General features: G+C 61.0%; 14 protein-coding genes. 5 read left to right on the forward strand and 9 right to left on the reverse strand.

Annotated elements, in window-relative coordinates; translation table 11 throughout:
• Positions 1-1083: 1083 nt before the first annotated feature.
• On the forward strand, positions 1084-2715 hold the full coding sequence (locus AC54AG_RS13650; RefSeq protein ID WP_496630639.1) for an NAD(P)/FAD-dependent oxidoreductase: 1632 nt from the start codon (positions 1084-1086) through the stop codon (positions 2713-2715).
• Between the two features lie 79 nt (positions 2716-2794).
• On the opposite strand, the gene AC54AG_RS13655 is transcribed toward AC54AG_RS13650, so the two are convergent.
• The 7 genes from AC54AG_RS13655 to glnA all read right to left on the reverse strand — a co-directional run bounded on the left by AC54AG_RS13655 (position 2795) and on the right by glnA (position 13234).
• The gene (locus AC54AG_RS13655) at positions 2795-5545 is read right to left on the reverse strand and encodes a TonB-dependent receptor plug domain-containing protein (protein ID WP_338680939.1); all 2751 of its coding nucleotides are present in this window, start codon (positions 5543-5545) and stop codon (positions 2795-2797) included.
• 370 nt (positions 5546-5915) lie between these two features.
• The gene (locus tag AC54AG_RS13660; protein ID WP_034760214.1) at positions 5916-7289 is read right to left on the reverse strand and encodes a GAF domain-containing sensor histidine kinase; all 1374 of its coding nucleotides are present in this window, start codon (positions 7287-7289) and stop codon (positions 5916-5918) included.
• Positions 7290-7423: 134 nt separating this feature from the next.
• On the reverse strand, positions 7424-8389 hold the full coding sequence (gene corA, locus AC54AG_RS13665) for a magnesium/cobalt transporter CorA (protein ID WP_496630640.1): 966 nt from the start codon (positions 8387-8389) through the stop codon (positions 7424-7426).
• A gap of 140 nt (positions 8390-8529) precedes the next feature.
• On the reverse strand, positions 8530-10020 hold the full coding sequence (gene ntrC, locus AC54AG_RS13670) for a nitrogen regulation protein NR(I) (protein WP_496630641.1): 1491 nt from the start codon (positions 10018-10020) through the stop codon (positions 8530-8532).
• Positions 10021-10068: 48 nt separating this feature from the next.
• On the reverse strand, positions 10069-11157 hold the full coding sequence (glnL, locus tag AC54AG_RS13675) for a nitrogen regulation protein NR(II) (protein ID WP_034760227.1): 1089 nt from the start codon (positions 11155-11157) through the stop codon (positions 10069-10071).
• Between the two features lie 5 nt (positions 11158-11162).
• Positions 11163-11645 carry a DUF4124 domain-containing protein gene (locus AC54AG_RS13680; RefSeq protein ID WP_051992119.1) on the reverse strand — a complete coding sequence of 161 codons (483 nt, stop codon included), beginning with the start codon at positions 11643-11645 and terminating at the stop codon, positions 11163-11165.
• A gap of 173 nt (positions 11646-11818) precedes the next feature.
• Positions 11819-13234 (reverse strand): type I glutamate--ammonia ligase, encoded by a 1416-nt coding sequence (gene glnA, locus AC54AG_RS13685; protein WP_029496182.1) that lies wholly within the window; start codon positions 13232-13234, stop codon positions 11819-11821.
• Positions 13235-13619: 385 nt separating this feature from the next.
• On the opposite strand from glnA, the gene AC54AG_RS13690 reads away from it, so the two are divergent.
• The 3 genes from AC54AG_RS13690 to AC54AG_RS13700 all read left to right on the forward strand — a co-directional run bounded on the left by AC54AG_RS13690 (position 13620) and on the right by AC54AG_RS13700 (position 14871).
• Positions 13620-14081, forward strand: coding sequence for a rhodanese-like domain-containing protein (locus tag AC54AG_RS13690; RefSeq protein ID WP_070303347.1), 462 nt, complete (start codon positions 13620-13622; stop codon positions 14079-14081).
• 158 nt (positions 14082-14239) lie between these two features.
• Complete coding sequence (locus AC54AG_RS13695) at positions 14240-14590, forward strand: type II toxin-antitoxin system RelE/ParE family toxin (RefSeq protein WP_100875765.1); 351 nt, start codon at positions 14240-14242, stop codon at positions 14588-14590.
• On the forward strand, positions 14587-14871 hold the full coding sequence (locus AC54AG_RS13700) for an XRE family transcriptional regulator (protein ID WP_034760245.1): 285 nt from the start codon (positions 14587-14589) through the stop codon (positions 14869-14871). The genes AC54AG_RS13695 and AC54AG_RS13700 overlap by 4 nt, the downstream gene beginning before the upstream one ends.
• A 138-nt stretch (positions 14872-15009) precedes the next feature.
• Here the strand turns inward: AC54AG_RS13700 and AC54AG_RS13705 are convergent, their stop codons facing one another.
• Positions 15010-16362 (reverse strand): TAXI family TRAP transporter solute-binding subunit, encoded by a 1353-nt coding sequence (locus tag AC54AG_RS13705; protein WP_496630642.1) that lies wholly within the window; start codon positions 16360-16362, stop codon positions 15010-15012.
• Between the two features lie 131 nt (positions 16363-16493).
• Between AC54AG_RS13705 and AC54AG_RS13710 the strand changes: the two genes are divergently transcribed.
• Positions 16494-17099: a glutathione S-transferase family protein gene (locus tag AC54AG_RS13710; RefSeq protein WP_496630643.1), complete on the forward strand. Its 606-nt coding sequence runs from the start codon at positions 16494-16496 to the stop codon at positions 17097-17099.
• 51 nt (positions 17100-17150) lie between these two features.
• Here AC54AG_RS13710 and AC54AG_RS13715 read toward each other — a convergent pair whose 3' ends face one another.
• Positions 17151-20279, reverse strand: a complete 3129-nt coding sequence (locus tag AC54AG_RS13715) for a transglycosylase domain-containing protein (protein ID WP_496630645.1) — start codon at positions 20277-20279, stop codon at positions 17151-17153.
• Positions 20280-20515 lie beyond the last annotated feature (236 nt).

The following is a 20515-nucleotide window of genomic DNA, read 5'->3' on the forward strand; positions in this document are numbered from 1 at the left end:
GAACAATCGCAACGCTCAATACCGATGCGCTGAAAGCGATCGTTAATGCACGTGCTATTACAGTTTTTCTCAACATGTCATTCCCTATTTATTTATGAGCGCAGTATTACTGCTTTGGTAAAGGAGTTTATCACTCACACTTATGCGTTTTTGAACGCTTTTTACTCTCATCACCTTGCAATCCCGTCACACAAGGCATCCTCTCGGTCCACTTTGCATATGCAAAGAAAACAGAATGACACATCGGAACATATTGAAACGGACTGGTCAATAAAATTAGGAAAACTGTTCTGTTGGCGCAACACTTCAATTTATCCAGGAAACAGGCACGCGGAAACCCATCCAGGCTGAATGAAAACATTCGCGGACGATAATCAAACTTGCTTGGAATGCCTGCAAACAGTGGCTTTGCACCAATGGAATCAGAATACTGCAGGAAGAGTTGTTTCTAAAAAGATGGATATAAAGAGCCCGCAAAATAAATGACGCACAAGACGAAATTATTTTACGGAACGAGGCCGAATATATTGCAGATCCATCCCGCAATAAATCAATCAGATTTTTTCAGAATAGTTCTGTATAAAAAGAAATTTCTCGTCATCATCTTAAAATAAAAATCCCGCACTCCATTGAGGAAGTGGCAGCGGCAAGAGACAACGCTGCTCATTTCCTTAAATGCGTGCGAAACAAAGATACGGAATTGCACCTGCGAGTAACAAAACACTATCAAATCACACGCAATGGTAAGGCGTCAACAAAATCAAGCGGCCACAACAAAAAAGCAACACAAATTTACGCGAAAAATTAGGTCCAGATTTGCGCGCCCCAACAAGGGGCGGCGGATGCACCAGCAGCGCACTGGTTTGCACCAGTTTGTGGCAGCAAGGAAACATCTCCAGATTCCCTCACGGCACGGTGGCAAGCATGCGCACAGACGGCATGCCTGTCTTTTTCGTCCCCAAAAAAGTCCGGGGAAACGAGGCAGCGAGCATTGTGGAGGTAAAATAGCGGCCGGATGCCCTCACGCGTCACCACACACTCTCCGCTAGATACGGAGCCCGGCAATTTTTAAAAATACACACCATGTTGCGACTCAACGAAGTAAAACTCCCCCTCGAACACGACGAAGCGGCACTGCCCGCCGCCATCCTGGCGCGCCTCGGCATTGCCGCCGATGAGCTGCTCGGCTTTACCGTCTTCAAGCGCAGCTATGACGCGCGCAAGCGCAGTGCCGTGGTGTTGATTTACTCGCTGCACGTGGACGTCAAGAATGAAACGGCCGTGCTGGCGCGCCTGGGCCACGATATCCACCTGATGCCCGCGCCCGACACCGACTATAAATTCGTCGCCGGCGGCGAACAGCTGGCCGGCCATACCAATGAACCGCGCCCCATCGTCATCGGCACGGGCCCGTGCGGCCTGTTCGTGGCGCTGATCCTGGCACAGATGGGCTTGCGCCCCCTCATCCTGGAACGGGGCAAACAGGTGCGCGAGCGCACGGTCGACACCTTCGGCTTCTGGCGCAAGCGCGAGCTGAACCCGGAATCGAACGTACAGTTTGGCGAAGGCGGCGCCGGCACCTTCTCGGACGGCAAGCTGTACAGCCAGATCAAGGATCCCAAGCACTATGGCCGCAAGGTACTGACGGAATTCGTCAAGGCCGGCGCGCCTGAAGAAATCATGTATGTGAGCAAGCCGCACATCGGCACCTTCCGCCTGGTCAAGATGGTGGAAGAAATGCGCGCCAATATCGAACAGCTGGGCGGCGAATACCGCTTCAGCAGCAAAGTGGTCGATCTCGACATCGAGCCAGGCAGCGATGGCGGCCAGGTGCGCGGCGTGGTGCTGGACAATGGCGAAACCATCGCCAGCAACCACGTCGTGCTGGCCATCGGCCACAGCGCGCGCGACACCTTCGAGATGCTGCACCGCCGCGGCGTGTACATCGAAGCGAAACCGTTCTCGATCGGCTTCCGCGTGGAACACCCGCAATCCTTGATCGACAGCTGCCGCTTCGGCCCCAGCGCCGGCCACCCGATCCTGGGCGCCGCCGACTACAAGCTCGTGCACCACGCCAGCAATGGCCGCTCCGTGTACAGCTTCTGCATGTGCCCGGGCGGCACGGTGGTGGCAGCAGCATCCGAACCAGGCCGCCTGGTGACGAACGGCATGAGCCAGTACTCGCGCAACGAGCGCAACGCCAACAGCGCCATCGTCGTCGGCATCACGCCGGCCGACTACCCGGGCGACCCGCTGGCCGGCATCGCCCTGCAGCGCGAACTGGAAGAGCGCGCGTTTGCCTTGGGCGGCGGCAACTACGATGCCCCAGGACAATTGGTCGGCGACTTCGTGGCCGGCCGCGCCTCGACGGAATTTGGCAGCGTGGTGCCGTCGTACAAACCGGCCGTGCACCTGACGGACCTGGCGCCATCCTTGCCCGAATACGCGATCACGGCCCTGCGCGAAGCGTTTCCGGCGTTCAACAAGCAAATCAAGGGCTACTACAAGGCCGATGCCGTGCTGACGGGCGTGGAAACGCGTACCTCGTCGCCGATCCGCATCAAGCGCCGCGACGATGACCTGCAAAGCCTGAACACGCGGGGACTGTTCCCCGCCGGCGAAGGCGCCGGCTATGCGGGCGGCATCCTGTCGGCGGCCGTCGACGGCATCAAGGTGGCCGAGGCGGTGGCCCTGTCGATGGCGGCGCGCCGCTAGGCCCTGCCCTCCCCGCCCTGCGGCGGGACGAAAAAAAACCGGCACTCAGTGCCGGTTTTTTGATGCCTGCGTACCTTGCTTAAAACTTGTACGAAGCATTCAGGTAGCCCGTACGGCCGCGCGGATCGTAGTAGCGGTCGTCATAGCCGAATTGCTGGCCGCGGTTCGCGCCGGCCGTCGATGGCACGAATGGCGGGCTCTTGTCGGTCAGGTTCAGCAGGCCGGCGGTCAGGACCCAGCTCTTGCTTGGAGTCCATACCGTTTGCCAGTCGAGGGTCGAATAGAAACCTACCTGCATGCGGATCTTTTCCTGGCCCGTCACGGCGCCCGAGGCGTCGAGCACGTCGACCGACGTTTCCTGGTCCTTGTAGCCGGACAGGAAATTGACGGTCAGCGAGTTGGACCAATTGCCCGTTTTCAGGGTGTTCGTCCACTGGCCGCGCGTGCGGAACGTCACCGAGCCCAGATCAGCGAAGTTGCCCAGCGCCGAATAATACCTGCCATTGCGTTCCAGCTGCACGTCCTCGCGCAGCATCTGCGTCGCGTTCAGCTGCGACGTGAACAGGCCGATGCCGGAGCGGTAACGGGCGCTGACATCGATATCGACACCGGTGGCAAACGACTTGCCCAAGTTCTGGTTGTCAGCCAGGAAGGCCAGGTAGGTGGTCCCCGTGCCCACGTCCTTGTTGACGCCCCACGATTTCGGGAAGTTGGCCGGATTGGCAAATACCAGCTGTTCGGTCAGTTGGCCGAAGGAATCGCGGATCTGCACATGCCACAGGTCGGCGCCCAGGGTGATGGCGCTGATCGGCTCGTAACGGAAGCCGATGGTTGCCTGTTTCGATTTCTCAGGCTGCAATTCGCGGTTGCCGCCGGCCAGCTGGTCGTACTGGCGGTTGCCTGGCTGGCATTGCGCATTGAGACGCGTGGCGATCGCCTGCAAGGCTGGCGAGCACGTGTACTTGTCGCTGGTGACGCCGTAGCCGCGCTGCAAGGCGTTGACTTGTGGCACTGTCGGCGCATGGAAACCATTGCCGACCGAACCGCGGATCAGCAAGGTGGGTGCCGGCGTCCACTTGAAGCTGGCCTTGGCCGTGGTTGCACCGCCAAAGTCCGAGAATTCATCGAAACGCAAGGCGGCGCCCAATTCCAGCTCTTTCAGCACAGGCGCGATGACTTCGCCAAAAATGCCCTTCGACGTACGGCTGGCGCTGTATGGCTGGCTGCTGGCCGCGTCGCCGAAACGCTGGTCGCATTCCAGCCCCGTCGTGCCGCCGCACAAGGTGCCCTTCACGGGATCGGCCAGGATGCCTTGGGCAAACGGACTTGGCTTGGCGGAGAATTCCTCGCGGTTGATGTTCACGCCCATGCCCAGCATCATTGCGCCGCCAGGCAGTCGACGCAGTTCCGTCGAGCCATTCAGGTTAATCGTCTGCAGGCGCGAAGTGCCGCCGTCCCAGTAACCGGAGTACGCGGCCGACTTGATGGCTTCCTGTGCCGCAGGGGACTGCTTGCCCGGGCCGACGAAGGGATCGAGCAAGCCGCTCGACGTGAGGTTATTGACGGCAATGGCGCCAGGATAACCGGAAATACTGCCTTTTACGCGGCTTTCGGAGAAGTTATAGGCTGCGTTATAGTCCCAGCCGGCCAGAATGCCGCGCGTGCCGACCACCACACTGGCAAAATCTGCCGTATCTTTCGAGGTACGCTGGCCCATGTCGAACAAGCGGTAGAACGCCGTGCTATCGCCGGTGATACCCGCTGGCACCAAGTACTTGTCATGCAGCGGCGTGCCCGCATCGACGGCGATCGCGCCAGGTACGGGAGCGATGCGCGAAGTCTGCTTGGTGCGTGACAGCAATACGTCCGCATACACTTCCTGGCCGGCGAGCTTGAAGGTGCCCGACGCCATGAAGTTGTCGCGTTTGCGTTCCGGATAGATTTCCAGGTCCTTGGTAAAGTCATAGCCGCAATAGTCATCGACCAGGCCGCTGCCATCGTTATACGGTTCGATCACGCGGAACGTCTTTTCCGGGCAGGAACCGTTGGCCTTCTGGTAAGGGCTGATCAGCTGGCCATTGTCATCGGTGGCATTGGCAGGAATCGGGCTGGCCGAAAACTGCTGCTTCTGATAGCGCTTGCCATTGGCCGAGAATTGCACCTTGCCCGTGTTGGCGAACTTGCGGTCGACGGAAGCGAGCTTGTCGCGCTCATCGTGGCCAAAGGTCAGCACCACGTTGTAGCCATCTTCGTCCAGATTGCCAAAGCCCTTGGTGGCGCTGAGGCGTTTTTCACGCGCACCGTTTTTGGGTGCGGAATAGCCGATGGTCACATCACCGATCGTCGTATCGTGCTTGGTAATGAAGTTGACCACGCCGGCGATGGCATCGGCACCGTACAGGGCGGAGGCGCCATCGGTCAGCAGTTCCACGCGTTCAATTGCCGAGATAGGGATCGAGTTCAAGTCGAAGCCAGCGGCGAAACCCGTCAGCGTCTGGCCGCCGAACTGGGCCAGGCGTTTACCGTTCAGCAAGACGAGCGTACGCGTCTCACCCACGTTATGCACGGAAATACCGGAAAAACCGAAGGTGCTGCCGCCAACCGAGGAGCTTTCACTGGTGGCGCCCTGGGCGGAAGAGAGTTTCTTGACCAGATCGGTGACCGAGGTGGCGCCCGATGTGCGGATGGCTTCAGCGGTCAGGACAGTGACCGGCAAGGCGCCTTCGGCGGCGATCCGTTTGATCGACGAGCCGGTGACTTCAACGCGCTGGATTTGCGCATCGGCGCCCTGCGCATCTTGTGCAATCGCGGACTGCGAAACAACTGACATGGCGGCAACTACACCACCGGCGCAGACGATGCGAACTGCACGAGAGATGACGGTTTCTTTAAGCATGGTGAACCCTTTTTTTCATTTGTACGGTTATATATGACTCCGGATTTGCTACCCGGATTGCACTCGTTCATCTAAAGGAAACGTCTCGCACGGCACCTGATCAGACACCGTGAAGTTCGCTGGGACACTTGTACAGAAATGGCACTAGGAGACTAAAAGTCAACTAGACAACTACATAGAATCACGGCAAGAATATGAGTGTCAACAGAACTCAGCATGCGTATGGCGTACATACAACATGTGAAAAACGGAGGCGGCTTGGGATAGGACGGCCTCTCCCCGCTAGACGGGAGGCCGCGCGGTGTCAGTTGGCCAGCGGCAGCCTGATTTGTATATGACAGCCGGGAGTGCAGTCGATGGCGCACACCTGGCCGCCCAGTTGCTGCACGATGGTGTAGACGATGTGCATGCCCAGGCCAGAGCCGCCCTGGCCGCGCTTGGTGGTGAAAAACGGTTCAAACATGTGTTCGCGCACGGCCGGCGCCAGGCCGATGCCGTCGTCGGAAAAGTCCAGCAGCAGCCAGCGCGCATCGGCGCCATCGCCGTCCGCCTCGATGCGCGCGCGTATCGTGATGCGCCCCGGGCCGCCCTGCGGATAGCCGTGGCGCGCGCTGTTCATTAAGAGGTTCGAAAGGATTTGAGACAGCTTGCCGGCCGCCAGGCGCACCTGGCAATCGGGGGCGATATCGAGTTCCACGCCCAGCGCCGCCTTGCGCAGTTCCGGGCTGTGCGCCGACACCAGGCCGTGCACATAGTCGTGCAGCGCCAGGTCGGCCACATATTCGCTGACCTGGTCCACGGCCAGCTGCTTGAAATTGCCGATCAGGTCGGCGGCGCGCGCCAGGTTGCGTTCGATCAGGGCGGCCGCGCCTTTCAGGGATTCGGCAATGTCGATCAATTCAGCGCGGCTGACCTTGGCGCCGCCCAGCAGTTGCACCAGCTGGTCGGCATAGCTGCCCATGCTCGACGCCGCCGTCAGCGCCACGCCGATCGGCGTGTTGACTTCATGCGAGACACCGGCCACGAGCGAACCGAGGGCCGCCATCTGTTCCTGCTCGATCAGGTTCGCCTGCGCCGCCACCAACGACTCGGTGCGCACGCGCACGATTTCTTCCAGCTGCTGGGTGCGCTCCTGGTGCTGCAGCTCGGCCGCGCCGCGCGCCGAGAAGATCGACAGCAACAGCAAGGCCAGCAAGCGCTTGTTTTCATCGATGGGACGCGTGTCGATGGCCGACAGGATGCCCAAGGTCTTGCCATCGGTATCGATCAGCGGCATGCCGACATAGCTTTCCGCATGCATGTCGACCAGGAGGGTATCAAGTGGAAAGCGACGCTGGATATCACTGCCGTGAAAACACATGCTCTGGCAGGTCACGTCCTGACAAGGCGTGTGCTGCAGGCTGTATTCGATATTCGGCTGATAGTCGCCGCCGCCCCACAGGGCCAGGGTGCGGATGCCTTCGCTGCCATCGTCCATGCGCACCAGCCGACCGGCGATCACATAGTGCACGTCGAGCGCTTCGGCCAGATCCTTGACGAGGATACGCAGGAAATCGTCGCCACGGGCGTGCGCCGTCGAGGCGGTGATCGAGCGCAGGGCCGCCTCCGCCAGGGTGCGCCGCTGCTCGGGATCGAACAGGGGTTCTTGCGAATTCACATCAAACAACGGAATACTCATGAATGCTCCTGCGCAGCACGGAAAGCGCAGGCAAAGCTGCCGGCGCGGCGATCCTCAGCAAAGGTCCGGGTCAACGGACTTGCCGCGATTGTACCCCTGGCTATTGTTTAATAATACAGATACACAGGAATTTTTTATAACCAGCCGGAACGCTTGAACAAGTAATACATATAACCGCAGACACAGCTCATCACTGCCACGGCGGCCGGATAACCATAATGCCAGTCCAGTTCCGGCATGAACTTGAAATTCATGCCCCAGATGCCGGCAAACGCGGTAAATACGGCGAAGATGGCGGCCCAGGCCGCCAACTGCTTGTTCACTTCGCTCTCATCGATGGCCACCATCGACAGATTCACCTGGATCGCCGTGCTGATCGTGTCGCGGATGGTGTCGAGCGTGCCGTTGATGCGCGCCAGATGGTCGTGCACGTCGCGGAAATACTCCTGGGTATCGTGGCACAGCGGCGGCACTCTTCCGCCGTGCAGCTTGCCCACCGCTTCCATCAGGGGCGCGACCACGTGGCGCAAGACCATGACCTTGCGTTTCAATTGATACAGCCGTTCGATATTGTCACGCTCGGTGCCACGGTCGAAGATGCGGTCCTCGATCAGTTCCAGCTCCGATTCGAGCGCGTCGAGGACAGGAAAGTATCGGTCGACGACGGCGTCCATCAGCGCGTACAGCACGAAGGCCGATCCCTGGCGCAGCAAGTGCGGTTCGCGCTCGGCGCGCGCGCGCACGCCAAGAAAACCTTGCGAGCTGTTGCTGCGCGACGAGAGCACGTAATTGGCGCCGACAAAAATGTCGACTTCGCCCAGCACCAGTTCGTTCTCGACCATTTCCACGGTTTTCACGACGGCGAACAGGGAGTCGCCATATTCCTCGATCTTCGGACGCTGGTGGCCCCGCTGCGCGTCTTCCACCGCCAGTTCGTGCAGGCAAAACTCGTGCTGCATCTGTTTCAGCTCGTCCGGCGTGGCGTCGAGCAGGGCGACCCAGACGAAACAATCGGGGCGCTCGACGTAATCGCTGATATCGTCGATCGGCAAGTCGGTCAGTTTTTTGCCATCCTGGTAGGCCACGCAGTTAATCAGCATACAGTTTCCACAATAAAGTTAAAACCGGACGAAACAGTCCGGCAGGCGCTAGCTTACCTTATCGCCTGCTGTGGGTGTTGTGGCGTGCGAGGAACGCCAGGAGGGGAAGCGGACGGGGCGGAGCCCCGTCCAGACGGCAATCAGTCGTCCTTGGCGCCGTCGATGCCCAGTTCGGAGATCTTGCGGGTGATGGTGTTGCGGCCGATGCCCAGGCGCACGGCAGCGTCGTTCTTGCGCCCGTGCGTATGCTTGAGCGCCGTCTTGATCAGGGCCGACTCGAACTGGCGCCCCAGCACGGCCATGACTTCCTGCTGCCCCGCGCCCAGCATGCCGGCCGCCTGCAATTCCAGCAAGCCGATCCAGCCCGGCGGCGCGCCGTTGGCGGGCGCGGCAGCTTCAAAGACCTGGCCGCCGTGCGGGTGGGCAACGACCGCTGGCGCAGCTTCGCCCGCCGCCGCCGTGGCCGCGCCATCGCCCTGCCCCTGCGTCAATTCCAGCGGCAAATCCTTGATTTCCACCGTCTGGCCCGGCGCCATCACGGTGATCCAGTTGCACAGGTTTTCCAGCTGGCGCACATTGCCGGGCAAATCGAGGCCGCTCAAGAACTGCATCGTCGGTTCGCTCATGCGTTTGGCTTCGACGCCCAGCTGGCGTGCGCTTTGCACCAGGAAGTGGCGCACCAGGATGGGGATATCCTCGCGCCGCTCCCTCAAACTGGGCAGGCGCAAACGGATCACGTTCAGGCGGTGATACAAGTCTTCGCGGAACAGGCCGTCGCGCACGCGCTGCTCGAGGTTCTGGTGCGTGGCCGTAATGACGCGCACGTTCGCCTTCATCGGCTGATGGCCGCCGACGCGATAGAAATGGCCGTCGGACAGCACGCGCAGCAAACGCGTCTGCAGGTCGAACGGCATGTCGCCGATTTCATCGAGGAACAAGGTGCCGTTCTCGGCTTGCTCGAAGCGGCCCCGGCGCGTCGTCTGCGCGCCCGTAAAGGCGCCGCGTTCATGGCCGAACAGTTCGGATTCGAGCAAATCCTTCGGTATCGCCGCCGTGTTGAGGGCAATGAATGGCTGCGCCGCGCGCGGGCTGTGCTTGTGCAGCGCGCGCGCCACAAGCTCCTTGCCGGAACCGGATTCGCCCGTGATCAGCACCGTCACGTTCGATTGCGACAACCGGCCGATGGCGCGGAAGACTTCCTGCATGGCCGGCGCCTGGCCGAGGATTTCCGGGGTTTCGGACGGGCCCGATTCAACGCTCGTCTCGCGCAGGCTTTCTTCCAGCGCGCGGCGGATCAGCTCGACAGCCTTGTCGATATCGAAGGGCTTGGCCAGGTATTCGAAGGCGCCGCCCTGGAAGGCTGCGACGGCCGAGTCAAGGTCGGAAAAGGCCGTGATGATGATGACAGGCAAGCCGGGAAAGCGCGACTTGACCGTCTGCAGCAATTCCAGGCCGGACGCGCCCGGCATGCGGATATCGGACACGAGCACCTGCGGCGTGTCAAATTCCAGTGCGGCGATGGCGTCGCGCGCATTGGCAAAACTCTTGGTGGCGAGATTTTCCCGCGCCAGGGCTTTTTCCAGCACCCAGCGGATTGATTCGTCGTCGTCAACTATCCAGATTGGCTTCATTAGTGTGTGCGTCCCGCAATGGATTTCATGGGTGGGATACCGCCTCGCTTATGGCAAGGGTAGAACGATCCTGAAATCGGTGTATCCAGGCCGGCTTTCGCACTCGATCACGCCCAGGTGCTGTTGCACGAAGGTTTGCGCCAAGGTCAGCCCCAGCCCGCTGCCGCCTTCCCTGCCCGACACCAGCGGGTAGAAAATCCGGTCGCGGATCTGGGGTGCGATGCCCGGTCCATTGTCAATGATATGCAAGTCTAATGCCAGGTTGTAGCGGACCTTGGCCAGGGTCACCTGGCGCGCCACGCGCGTCTTGAAAATGAGCTCCGCATCGCCCGCCTCGATGCGCTCTGCCAGCGCTTGCGCCGCGTTGTGCGCGATGTTGAGCACGGTCTGTATCAGTTGCTCCTTGTCGCCGCGAAACTCGGGAATCGAAGCGTCGTAGTCGCGCGAAATGGTCAGACCGCTGGGAAACTCGGCCAGGATCAGGCTGCGTACCCTTTCGCACACTTCGTGGATATTCACGTCGCCGACGATATGCGGGCGGCGGTGCGGCGCCAGCAGACGGTCGACCAGGGTTTGCAGGCGGTCCGCTTCCTTGATGATGACCTGCGTGTATTCGCGCAGCTCGCTCAGATGCAGGGCCGGCAATTCCAGCTCCAGCAGCTGGGCCGCGCCGCGGATGCCGCCCAGCGGATTCTTGATTTCATGCGCCAGGTTGCGGATCAGCTCCTTGTTGACCTGGCTCTGGTCGAGGATGCGCTCCTCGCGGTCGAGTTTGAGCTGCTGCACGTTTTCGCGCAGCTCGATCAGCACGCCGTCGCGCGGCGCGTCGAGCGCGCTGATGATGCTGTGCACGCGCAGCGGCTCGCGCCCCAGGCGCTCCAGAGTCAGGTCCTGGCGCAAGTCGGAAAATTTATGCTCGAGCGCCTGCGCGCAAATGCCGGCCAGCTCGTCGGGATTCAGGAACAGGGCCGTCAGCTTTTGCCGCGACAGGGCCTTCAATGAACTTTCCAGCAGGTTTTCCGCCGCCGCGTTGGCATAGCTGATGCGGCCGTCGCCGTCGAGCAGGATCACGGCCGAAGCGAGCAAATCAAGGCCCGCCAGGTGGGCCGGGCGGCTGGAATGGTTGTCTAGTGTCATGTGCTTTACCGAATATTCGCAATCTCGCGTTTCAGGGCCTCGACGTTCTGCTGTGTCCGGCTAATGTTGTCCTTCAACTGCGCCACTCGTTCCTGGTATTTCGCATAGTTACGCTCATTGCCCTGGCGCTCGGGCTGGCCGCCATTGAACTCCAGGCGCTGCGCCGCCAGTTTCTGCTCTTCGCTGCGCAATTCGTCCTGCAGGATCTGGCGCCGGTCCAGGTCGCGCGCGCGCTGCTCGGCGCCATCGACCTTGGGAAACGTGCCGGCGGCAGGCGCCGCCGTGGCCGCCGCCTGCGTGGCGGGCCGGGCCGGCGCGCCGGCCAGCGGCGCCGTCTTGCGTGGCGGCTCCGTCATGGCGCCCGGCAAATCGAGCAGCTGGCAATGCGTGCCAGCCCGCTTGTCCGTGTACGTCTTGTGTCCTTGCGCATCGGCGCACACATACAGCTGCCCGTGCGCCTGTGCTGCCGCGCCCAGCAATCCTGCCATCAGCGCCATTCTGTAATGCTTGGTCAATCTCCACTCCTGTCGGCGCGTGCCGCATCGTTCCTGGGCCGACTATACAACAACGCACTGTGGCGCCATAACAAAAAACGCGGGCAAGACCATCGCCTCACCCGCGTTTTTTTATTCACTACCGGCACATTGCCGGCGTAGCGCCATTACAGCGAGTAGTACATGTCAAACTCGGCAGGATGCGTGGTCATGCGCATGCGCTGTACGTCCTGCATTTTCAGTTCCAGGTAAGCGTCGATCATCGAATCGCTGAATACGCCGCCACGGGTCAGGAACTCGCGGTCCTTGTCCAGTGCGTCCAGGGCTTCTTCCAGCGAAGCGCACACGGTCGGGATCAGCGCGTCTTCTTCCGGCGGCAGATGGTACAGATCTTTCGAGGCGGCTTCGCCCGGATGGATCTTGTTGGCAACGCCGTCCAGGCCAGCCATCAGCAGTGCGGCGAAGCACAGGTACGGGTTCGCCAGTGGATCCGGGAAGCGCGCTTCGACGCGGCGGCCTTTTGGATTGGCCACGTGCGGGATACGGATCGAGGCGGAACGGTTTTTCGCCGAGTACGCCAGTTTCACTGGAGCTTCGTAGCCTGGTACCAGACGCTTGTACGAGTTGGTGCCTGGGTTGGTGATCGCGTTCAATGCCTTGGCGTGCTTGATGATGCCGCCGATGTAGTACAGGGCGAAATCGGACAGGCCGGCATAGCCGTCGCCAGCGAACAGGTTTTTGCCATCCTTCCATACGGATTGATGCACGTGCATGCCCGAACCGTTGTCGCCAACGATAGGTTTCGGCATGAAGGTGGCGGTCTTGCCATAGCTGTGCGCCACGTTCCACACCACGTATTTCAGGTTTTGCGTCCAGTCGGCGCGCTCGACCAGGGTCGAGAACTTGGTGCCGATTTCATTCTGGCCGGCGCCGGCCACTTCGTGATGATGTACCTCAACCGGGATGCCCAGCGATTCCAGAATCAGGCACATTTCCGAACGCATGTCCTGGAAGCTGTCCACTGGTGGCACGGGGAAATAGCCGCCCTTGACGGTAGGACGGTGGCCGCTGTTGCCGCCTTCGATGTCCTTGCCGGTCGACCACGAACCTTCGTCCGAACCGATCTTGACGAAGCAGCCCGACATGTCGATCTTCCAGCGCACGCTGTCGAAGATGAAGAATTCTGGCTCAGGGCCGAAGTAGGCGGTGTCGCCCATGCCCGACGATTTCAGGTAGGCTTCGGCGCGTTTCGCGATCGAGCGCGGGTCGCGGTCGTAGCCCTTGCCGTCCGACGGTTCGATCACGTCGCACTGCATGAACAGGGTCGTTTCTTCCATGAACGGGTCGATATTGGCCGTGTTTGGATCCGGCAGCAAGATCATGTCGGACGCTTCAATGCCTTTCCAGCCAGCGATCGAAGAACCGTCAAAGGCGTGGCCCGATTCAAATTTGTCCATGTCGAAGTGCGACACGGGAACCGTCACGTGCTGCTCTTTACCACGGGTATCAGCAAAGCGGAAATCAACGAATTTGACTTCGTTTTCTTCTACCATCTTCAAGACTTCTGCGGCTGTCATTGCCATGCGTATCTCCTAAATGAATGTGGGGTGAGCCGACCTTAGTGCGTCTGGGCTGATGAAGCGAAGCAAACATTGCGTGCCACCAAAACTCATAAGGATCATAGCAGATTCCATGCCAGCCTCTGGTGGGATGTCGCCGCCAAGGTCAAAACCCGGCCATGCCAGTGAAAGTTTTCCTGCCCGCGATTTTCATGCTGGGTTTGCGTCAAATCAAGAATGCACTATGCAAGTGCAAAAAACGAATAACGCACCATTATTGTGCATTTTGCGCCAATTCCTGAAAAATGCCTTGTTATGGTGCATGCGCCATGCACCGTGATTTCCCGTTTGCGGGGCGCCGACGGCGCACTATAATCGACCACACCTGCCCACTTTCATCGAGGACGCCATGACCACCGCCGCCGACATCCTGACCACCGCCCGTAGCCGGGCCAATGAAGGTACGCCGTATGCCGGCGCCGTCACGCCGCAGGAAGCGTATGACTTGCTGCAGGGCGATCCCGCCGTCAAGCTCATCGATGTGCGCACGAATGCCGAGCGCGACTGGGTGGGGCGGGTCGATATCGCCGATACCCAGCATGGTGCGGTGCAGTGGGCCACCTACCCCGGTGGCGTGCCGAATCCCGACTTTCTCGCGCAACTGGCCGCCCAGGCCGGCAAAGACGAGGTGCTGCTGTTCCTGTGCCGCTCCGGCGTGCGTTCGCGCCACGCGGCCAAACTGGCGACCGAACACGGCTACCTGCACTGCTTCGACATCCTCGAAGGCTTCGAGGGCGACAAGGATGCCGACGGCCACCGCAAGCAGATCGGCGGCTGGTGCAAGGCGGGACTGCCGTGGCTGGGCGCCTGACGCTGGCCACCTCACTATCTGAACAGTGTTTGATCTGGCGGGCCACCCTGCGGTCCGCTATCAGCTACAACCATCCATGCGCGCCCGATTTTTTTCAACTACGGCGCAAATTCTCCTTGCGAATATGTACCTTATATAGTACAACGTAGAGGTGCGTCATGGATGCTTCCGGCTTGCGGCAGATTACCCTGCTGTTCTATGCGAACGGCAATGGCGGCGAACCCGTGCGCGACTGGCTCAAATCGCTGCCCATCGAAGAGCGCCATGTGATCGGACAAGACTTGATGCATGCGCAATGGCGCTGGCCCGTGGGCATGCCCCTGTGCCGCCATCTGGGGCAAGGATTGTCGGAAGTACGCAGCAGCCTGCCCGGCAACCGCATCGCGCGCGTGCTGATCTGCCATCACGGCGATTGCCTGGTGGCGCTGCACGGCTTTATCAAGAAAACCCGCGCCACGCCCGATGACGACCTGGCGCTGGCCCGCAAACGCTACAAGGAACTGACATGAACGCCACCGCTCCCCACCTCGGCAGCAGTCTCGACGACTTCCTCAAGGAAGAAGGCATCTTCGAGCAAACGCAAAACCGTGCCATCAAGGAAGTGATCGCCTGGCAACTGACGCAGGCGATGCAGGAACAATCGATGTCGAAGACGCGCATGGCGGCCCTGCTGCAGACGAGCCGCTCGCAGCTCGACCGCCTGCTCGACCCCAGCAGCGACGTGACCGTGTCGACCCTGGAGCGGGCCGCCGCGCTGGTCGGACGCAAGCTGTCAATCACCCTCATTTAGTACGCCTATCAAAACCTACTACGCGTCGTAATTTGCGGTCTGCGATGCTCACTGTACCTTCGTACAGCTGCGCTTCTCAACCACAACTTCCTTCCGCTCGCTACGGTTTTGTTAGGCGTTGTTAAGCGAGTTAATCGCTCAGGCCGGCTCGCCAGCCTCGACTGCTGGGTGCTCGCCCATCAAGGACAGAATGCGCTTGCGCACAAAATTGATGTGGCTGCGCAAGCCATACAACCCATCGGCAAACGACAGGGGAATCGAGATCTGGTTGACCATTTCCTCGATCTGATCGAGCCGTTTCAATTGCGCCGCATACACTTGCGCGCGCTGCTCTGGCGGCACATCTTCCAGCGCCTGCTCCACGGTGCGCAACTGGCCATACCAGCGATACACGCGCGAACGGATACGCCACACGTACAGCGGCGGCACCACGCGAGACAGGGGCAGGATCAAGGCGCCCAGGGCCACCACCAGCACCCACATACGGTCAAAGAAATTGGCCAGCCAGAAACTCATATAGCGCTGCAGCACGGGCGCGCCATCCTTGTAGAATTTCAGCGCTTCCGGTGCCACGGGAATTTCCGTGTAGCGCGCGGACGGAAACTGCCCCTGCTGCTGGAACCAGCCCGTGCCGCCATGGATGCGGGCCGCCGCCTGCACGAACAGGTCGACGAGGGCCGGATGCAAGTCTTCGCGCGCGACCAAAGTGGCCGTCGGCGCGATCAGATGATAATCCTGGGCGGGAATGTTCTGCCCCAGGTCGACTATGCCGCGCGGCAAGACGACATGCGTGAGGAAAGGCAAACGCCGCGTGTACGCCTCCGCTTGCGAAAAATCAAACAGCTTGATGCCCGGCGTTTGCAGCAGCATCTGGATCAGCGGCGCTTCCGGGGCCGAGCTGAACACGAGGCCATCGATGCGCCCTTCCAGCAGCTCCACGGTGGCAGGCGTGTTTTGCAAGTCGCTCACCGTCAGCTCGTTCGCCTCCACGCCATTGACGGACAGCAACTGCCGGAACAGGCCGGGCACGCCCGTGCCTTCCGGTCCCAGGTTGATCTTCATGCCCTTCAATTGCGCCAGCTCCGTCACCGCCTTGTCTTCGCGCATGAAGAGCCAGACGGGTTCCGTAAACAGGCTGCCCAGGGAAATGAGGCCGTGGCGCTCGGCCTCCTCGTGCTCCGTCGAGCCGCTTTGCACGAAAGCGATATCGGTCTTGCCACTATTTAAGCGCTGCAGGTTGTCCTGCGAACCCAGCGACGGCTGCAAGGTCACCTTGATACCGTGCTTGGCCAGGGTGGCCACATATTTTTTGCCGAACTCTTCATACGCGCTATTGTCCTGCCCTGTCGACAGGCTTACCTGGCGCGGCGGCGCCGGGTCGACCAGCCAGTAAGCAAGCGCGCAAAACGCGCCGACCAGCAGCAAGGTGGGACCGGCGGTGGCGAGGAAATCGCGCACGGAAAAGCGGCTGAACGCGAGGATTTTGGACATGTGGTGGCGCATAGGTTTCATGGGTGGCTACGATGCCAAGAAAACCTCAACTATGCAAGGCACTTTCACATGCGCGGCGTGGCCAAATCCGCTACAGTACAAGATCGACCACCTGCCCTCTGGAGCCCCGCATGCTGAAAATTCTTGGAAAAGCCGCCTCGATCAATGTCCGCAAGGTCCTGTGGACATGCGATGAACTCGACTTGCCGTACGAACGCGAAGACTGGGGCAGCGGCTTTCGCAGCACCGACGACCCGGCTTTCCTGGCCTTGAACCCGAACGCCATGGTGCCCGTGCTGCTCGATGGCGACCTGGTGCTGTGGGAATCGAACACGATATGCCGCTACCTGTGCGCCCAGGCGGGCCGCGACGACTTGCTGCCAAGCACGCCCCGCGCCCGTGCGGAAGTGGAAAAATGGATGGATTGGCAGATGGGCGATTTGAACAACAGCTGGCGCTACGCCTTCATGTCGCTGGTGCGCCAGAGTCCGGCACACCAGGATGCGGCGCAGCTGGCGGCAGGTATTGCAGGATGGAACAAGATGATGGGCGTGCTGGAACTGCAGCTGCAGCGCACGGGCGCCTTCGTCTGCGGCGAAACGTTCACCTTGGCCGATATCGTGCTGGGCCTGTCCGTCAAGCGCTGGCTGATGGCGCCGCTGCAGCGTCCCGACTACCCTGCCATCGCCGCTTATCACGCGCGTCTGGCGGACAAGACGGCCGTGTTTGCCGGCTAAAAAAAACGCCGGTGAGAACGCCGGCGTTTTGCTACAACTGTTTGCCAGCGGCTAATTCGTGCACTGTTTCGCCACGCCTTCGGCCGGCGCAGGCGCTTCGATCAACGGCATCAGGCTTGGCGCCAGCGACACCAGCAGTTGCACGGGCAAGGCGCTCGTGAAATCGTAGTTCTTCGATTCCGGTCCGCGCACGTACGCCGTCATGCTGCCGTAGAAGCGCTCGCCGATATTGAACACGAACGTGGCGGAACGATTCACGTAGCGCGATTCGATCAGGCGGCCACCGGCGCCATACACGTCGAAGCGCTGGTCGCCCGTACCCGTCTTGCCGCCCATGGGGATCGGCACGCCGTCGGCGCCGACAAACGCCGTCTTCGCCCGCTTGGCCGTGCCGTCCGACACCACTTCGCGGATGGCCTTGGCAACGGCGCGCGCCACGTCCGGCGACAACACTTGCTCCGCTTCCACCTTGCTGCCCCGCTTGACCATCGTGTCATACGGCGTATTGGCCGCGAAATGCATGGAATCGATGCGCACGCTCGGTTTGCGCACACCATCGTTGATGATGATGCCCATCAACTCGGCCAGCGCGGCGGGACGGTCGGCCGACGCGCCCAGGGTCGTCGCATACGACGGCACGAGCGAGTCGAACGGATAACCCATCTTCTTCCACTGGCGGTGGATTTCCAGGAAACCTTCCACTTCCAGCAAGTTGGCGATGCGACGGTCCTGCGCATGCTTGCGGTGCGTATTGAACAGCCATTTGTAGACTTCCTGGCGCTCCTTCTCGCTGGCCGCCACCATCTGCGACAGTGTGGAACCTTCGTGCTGGCGCAGATACGCCACCATCCACAGTTCCAGCGGATGTACATTGGCCAGGTAGCCGCGGTCGGCCAGCGACCAGTTTTCCATCGCGTACTGCTGGTACATCTTGGCCACGCGCTCGGGCGGCACTTCGTTTTGCGACGTCAGGTTGGCGTTGAGGAAATCGCCGAATTCCGCCACGGTCCCCTTCGGATTGACGGTGCGGAAGATATTGGCCAGGCGCACGGGTGTCGGGCGGATGCTGGCCAGCAGGATTTTTTCCTGCTCGTCGACGCTCTTGCCGCGGTACTTCTGGTAGAAGCGGTGCAGGAACTCGCGCCCTTCCTTGTCGGCAAAACGGCTCAGGTACTGGGCGCGGCGCGGATCGTCCGCGTCCGCCAGCAGCGAGGCCGAGGAATCGGGACGCGAGAACATGTAGTAGCGGGCCACATCGCGCATCAGGCGCACGAACACCAGGTTGGTCGACTGGCGCAGCGCCTGCTGCACCGTCATGATGCGGCTGTCGTCGAGCTTGGAGAAGTTGCCGAAATGGTGCAAGCCGCCTCCCGTGAAGAAGCCTTCGCCCGGGTTGCCCGAATATTTGCGCTCCATGGCGGCCGCCAGCATGGTAGGCAGGTTGCGCGCCTCGCCGAGCGCCAACGGTTTCAGATAGGCAATCGCCCACTGCGACAGCATGTCCTTCGGATCGACGGCGATCTTGCCCAGCTCGGCGGCGCCCATGCCGCTGTAGCGCTGGTGCAGCTGGTCGATGATGTCCATATACGTGACCAGGGTGCGCAGCTTGGCCGTGGAACCGAGGTCCAGCTTGGCGCCCTCGTTGATGTCGAGCGGCTGGTCGTAGTTATCGGTCTGCACGCGCAGCAAGTTGGCCTGGTCGCCCTTTTGCAGCAAGGTAAAGCTGTAGACGACATTGGCCGGGTCGCCATTGCCCAGCATGCCCTTGCCCGTCAGGCCGGCCGCCTTCGCCACTTCCGGGTCGCGCAGCTCGCGCAAGACCTTGGTGACGGCGTTTTGCGCCTGCGCGTCGAGCGTGCTGACCACTTTCAGGTCCAGGCGGTCGAGGTTGTACAGGCGCGGATCGCCGAGCATGCTGGCCAGGTGATTGCGCACGGCATTCGAGGCCTTGCGCGTGACAAACGAGGTCGACGCTTCCGATTGCACGCCCGAGGCCGTCGACGGACGCAGCTTTTCGGCGATGGCCGCATCGCGCAGCTGCGGCGAAATCACGCCCGCTTGCGCCAGCAGACGCAGATGGCTGTTGGTCAATTCTTCCAGGTCGGCACCGCCGGCCACCAGGTAATGCGAAGGACGGCGCTGCGCGATCAGCAAACTCAGCGCCTGCTTGTAGGCCAGCGCGCTGCCCGGCTGGTCCATCTTACCTTTGAGCAAAGTTTTCACTTCGGCAAATGGACGGCCATACCAGACCCACATGCCGTCGCCGATGCCGTTGACTTCGCCAAAACCGCTCTTTGCCGACAGCGGCACGGTGTTCAGGTAATTGACGACGATCCTGCGCCGCGCTTCCATGGTGTTTTCGCCATCCTGGTACGAGCGCAGGCTGGCCGAAATCATCTGCAGCAGCTTGTCCTGCATGGAACTGGTGCGGCCATCTTCCGAATGCCGGTATTTTTCGATCTGCGTGGCCAGGGTGCTGCCGCCGCCACTGCGGTGGCCGCCGAACAGGTTCAGCGCCTTGTCGAGGACAGCCTTGCTCAGGCGGTCCCATTCCACAGCCGGATTGCGCTCGGGTGTGCCCGGGTCGAGCAACTCGCGGTTTTCGATGAAGAGCAGGCTTTGCACGAGCGCGGGCGGCGCTTCGGCAAAGCCGTCAAACATGCGCTCGGGGTAGCTGGCAGCAAACAGCGGTGCGGCGCGGCAATCGAGAATGGTCAGTCCGGCGCGGTTTTTCTCGTGATACGTGGCAAAGATGCCCCGGTCGACCAGTTGCACCATCTTCGGCGACATGCGCGCCTGCGCCGTGACGGCATAGTCGCGGGCGTTGAGCTTGGTGATGAAGTCCGGCAGGCTGGCATAGCCAAGGCGCTCGTCGTAGGGCCCATGCTGCGGATAGCGGATGGCGCCCGCCGGTGCAGGACCAGGCTCGACCTTGAACGCCAGCTGGCGGTCCAGGCGCGTGAAGAATTCCGCCTGCAGGGCCGAGGTGCGCACTTCGCGCATGACAAACCACGCCACGCCGGCGATCAGCGCCAGCACGATGATGGCAAAGATGGGCCAGATGCGCGAATGGCGCTTCTTCGGAGGACTCGCCGGCGGCGGCGCCTCGGCGCCCGTGTCGGCGAGTGGATCAGAAGGGGGCCGCTCTTGCGCGGCCAGATTGACGCCTGTGTCTTTCATGGGATGCTGGGGTAAGGTTGGGTTTGGACGGCGCGGGAAATGCGGTAGCGATACCGCTCCGCGCGGGATAAGACGAGGGCCAGCCAGGGCCGGTCACAACAAAGCTTGCTTAACATGATGTCCATACCGGTGAATCAAAAAAACACGCTACTGCACAGGCAGGCGACCCCGCGTTTGACACGCAAGGCCCCTGTTCACCATTCCACCACATCGGCATGAAAACGACTGACGAGCGC

Source organism: Janthinobacterium sp. BCJ23, assembly GCF_059617945.1.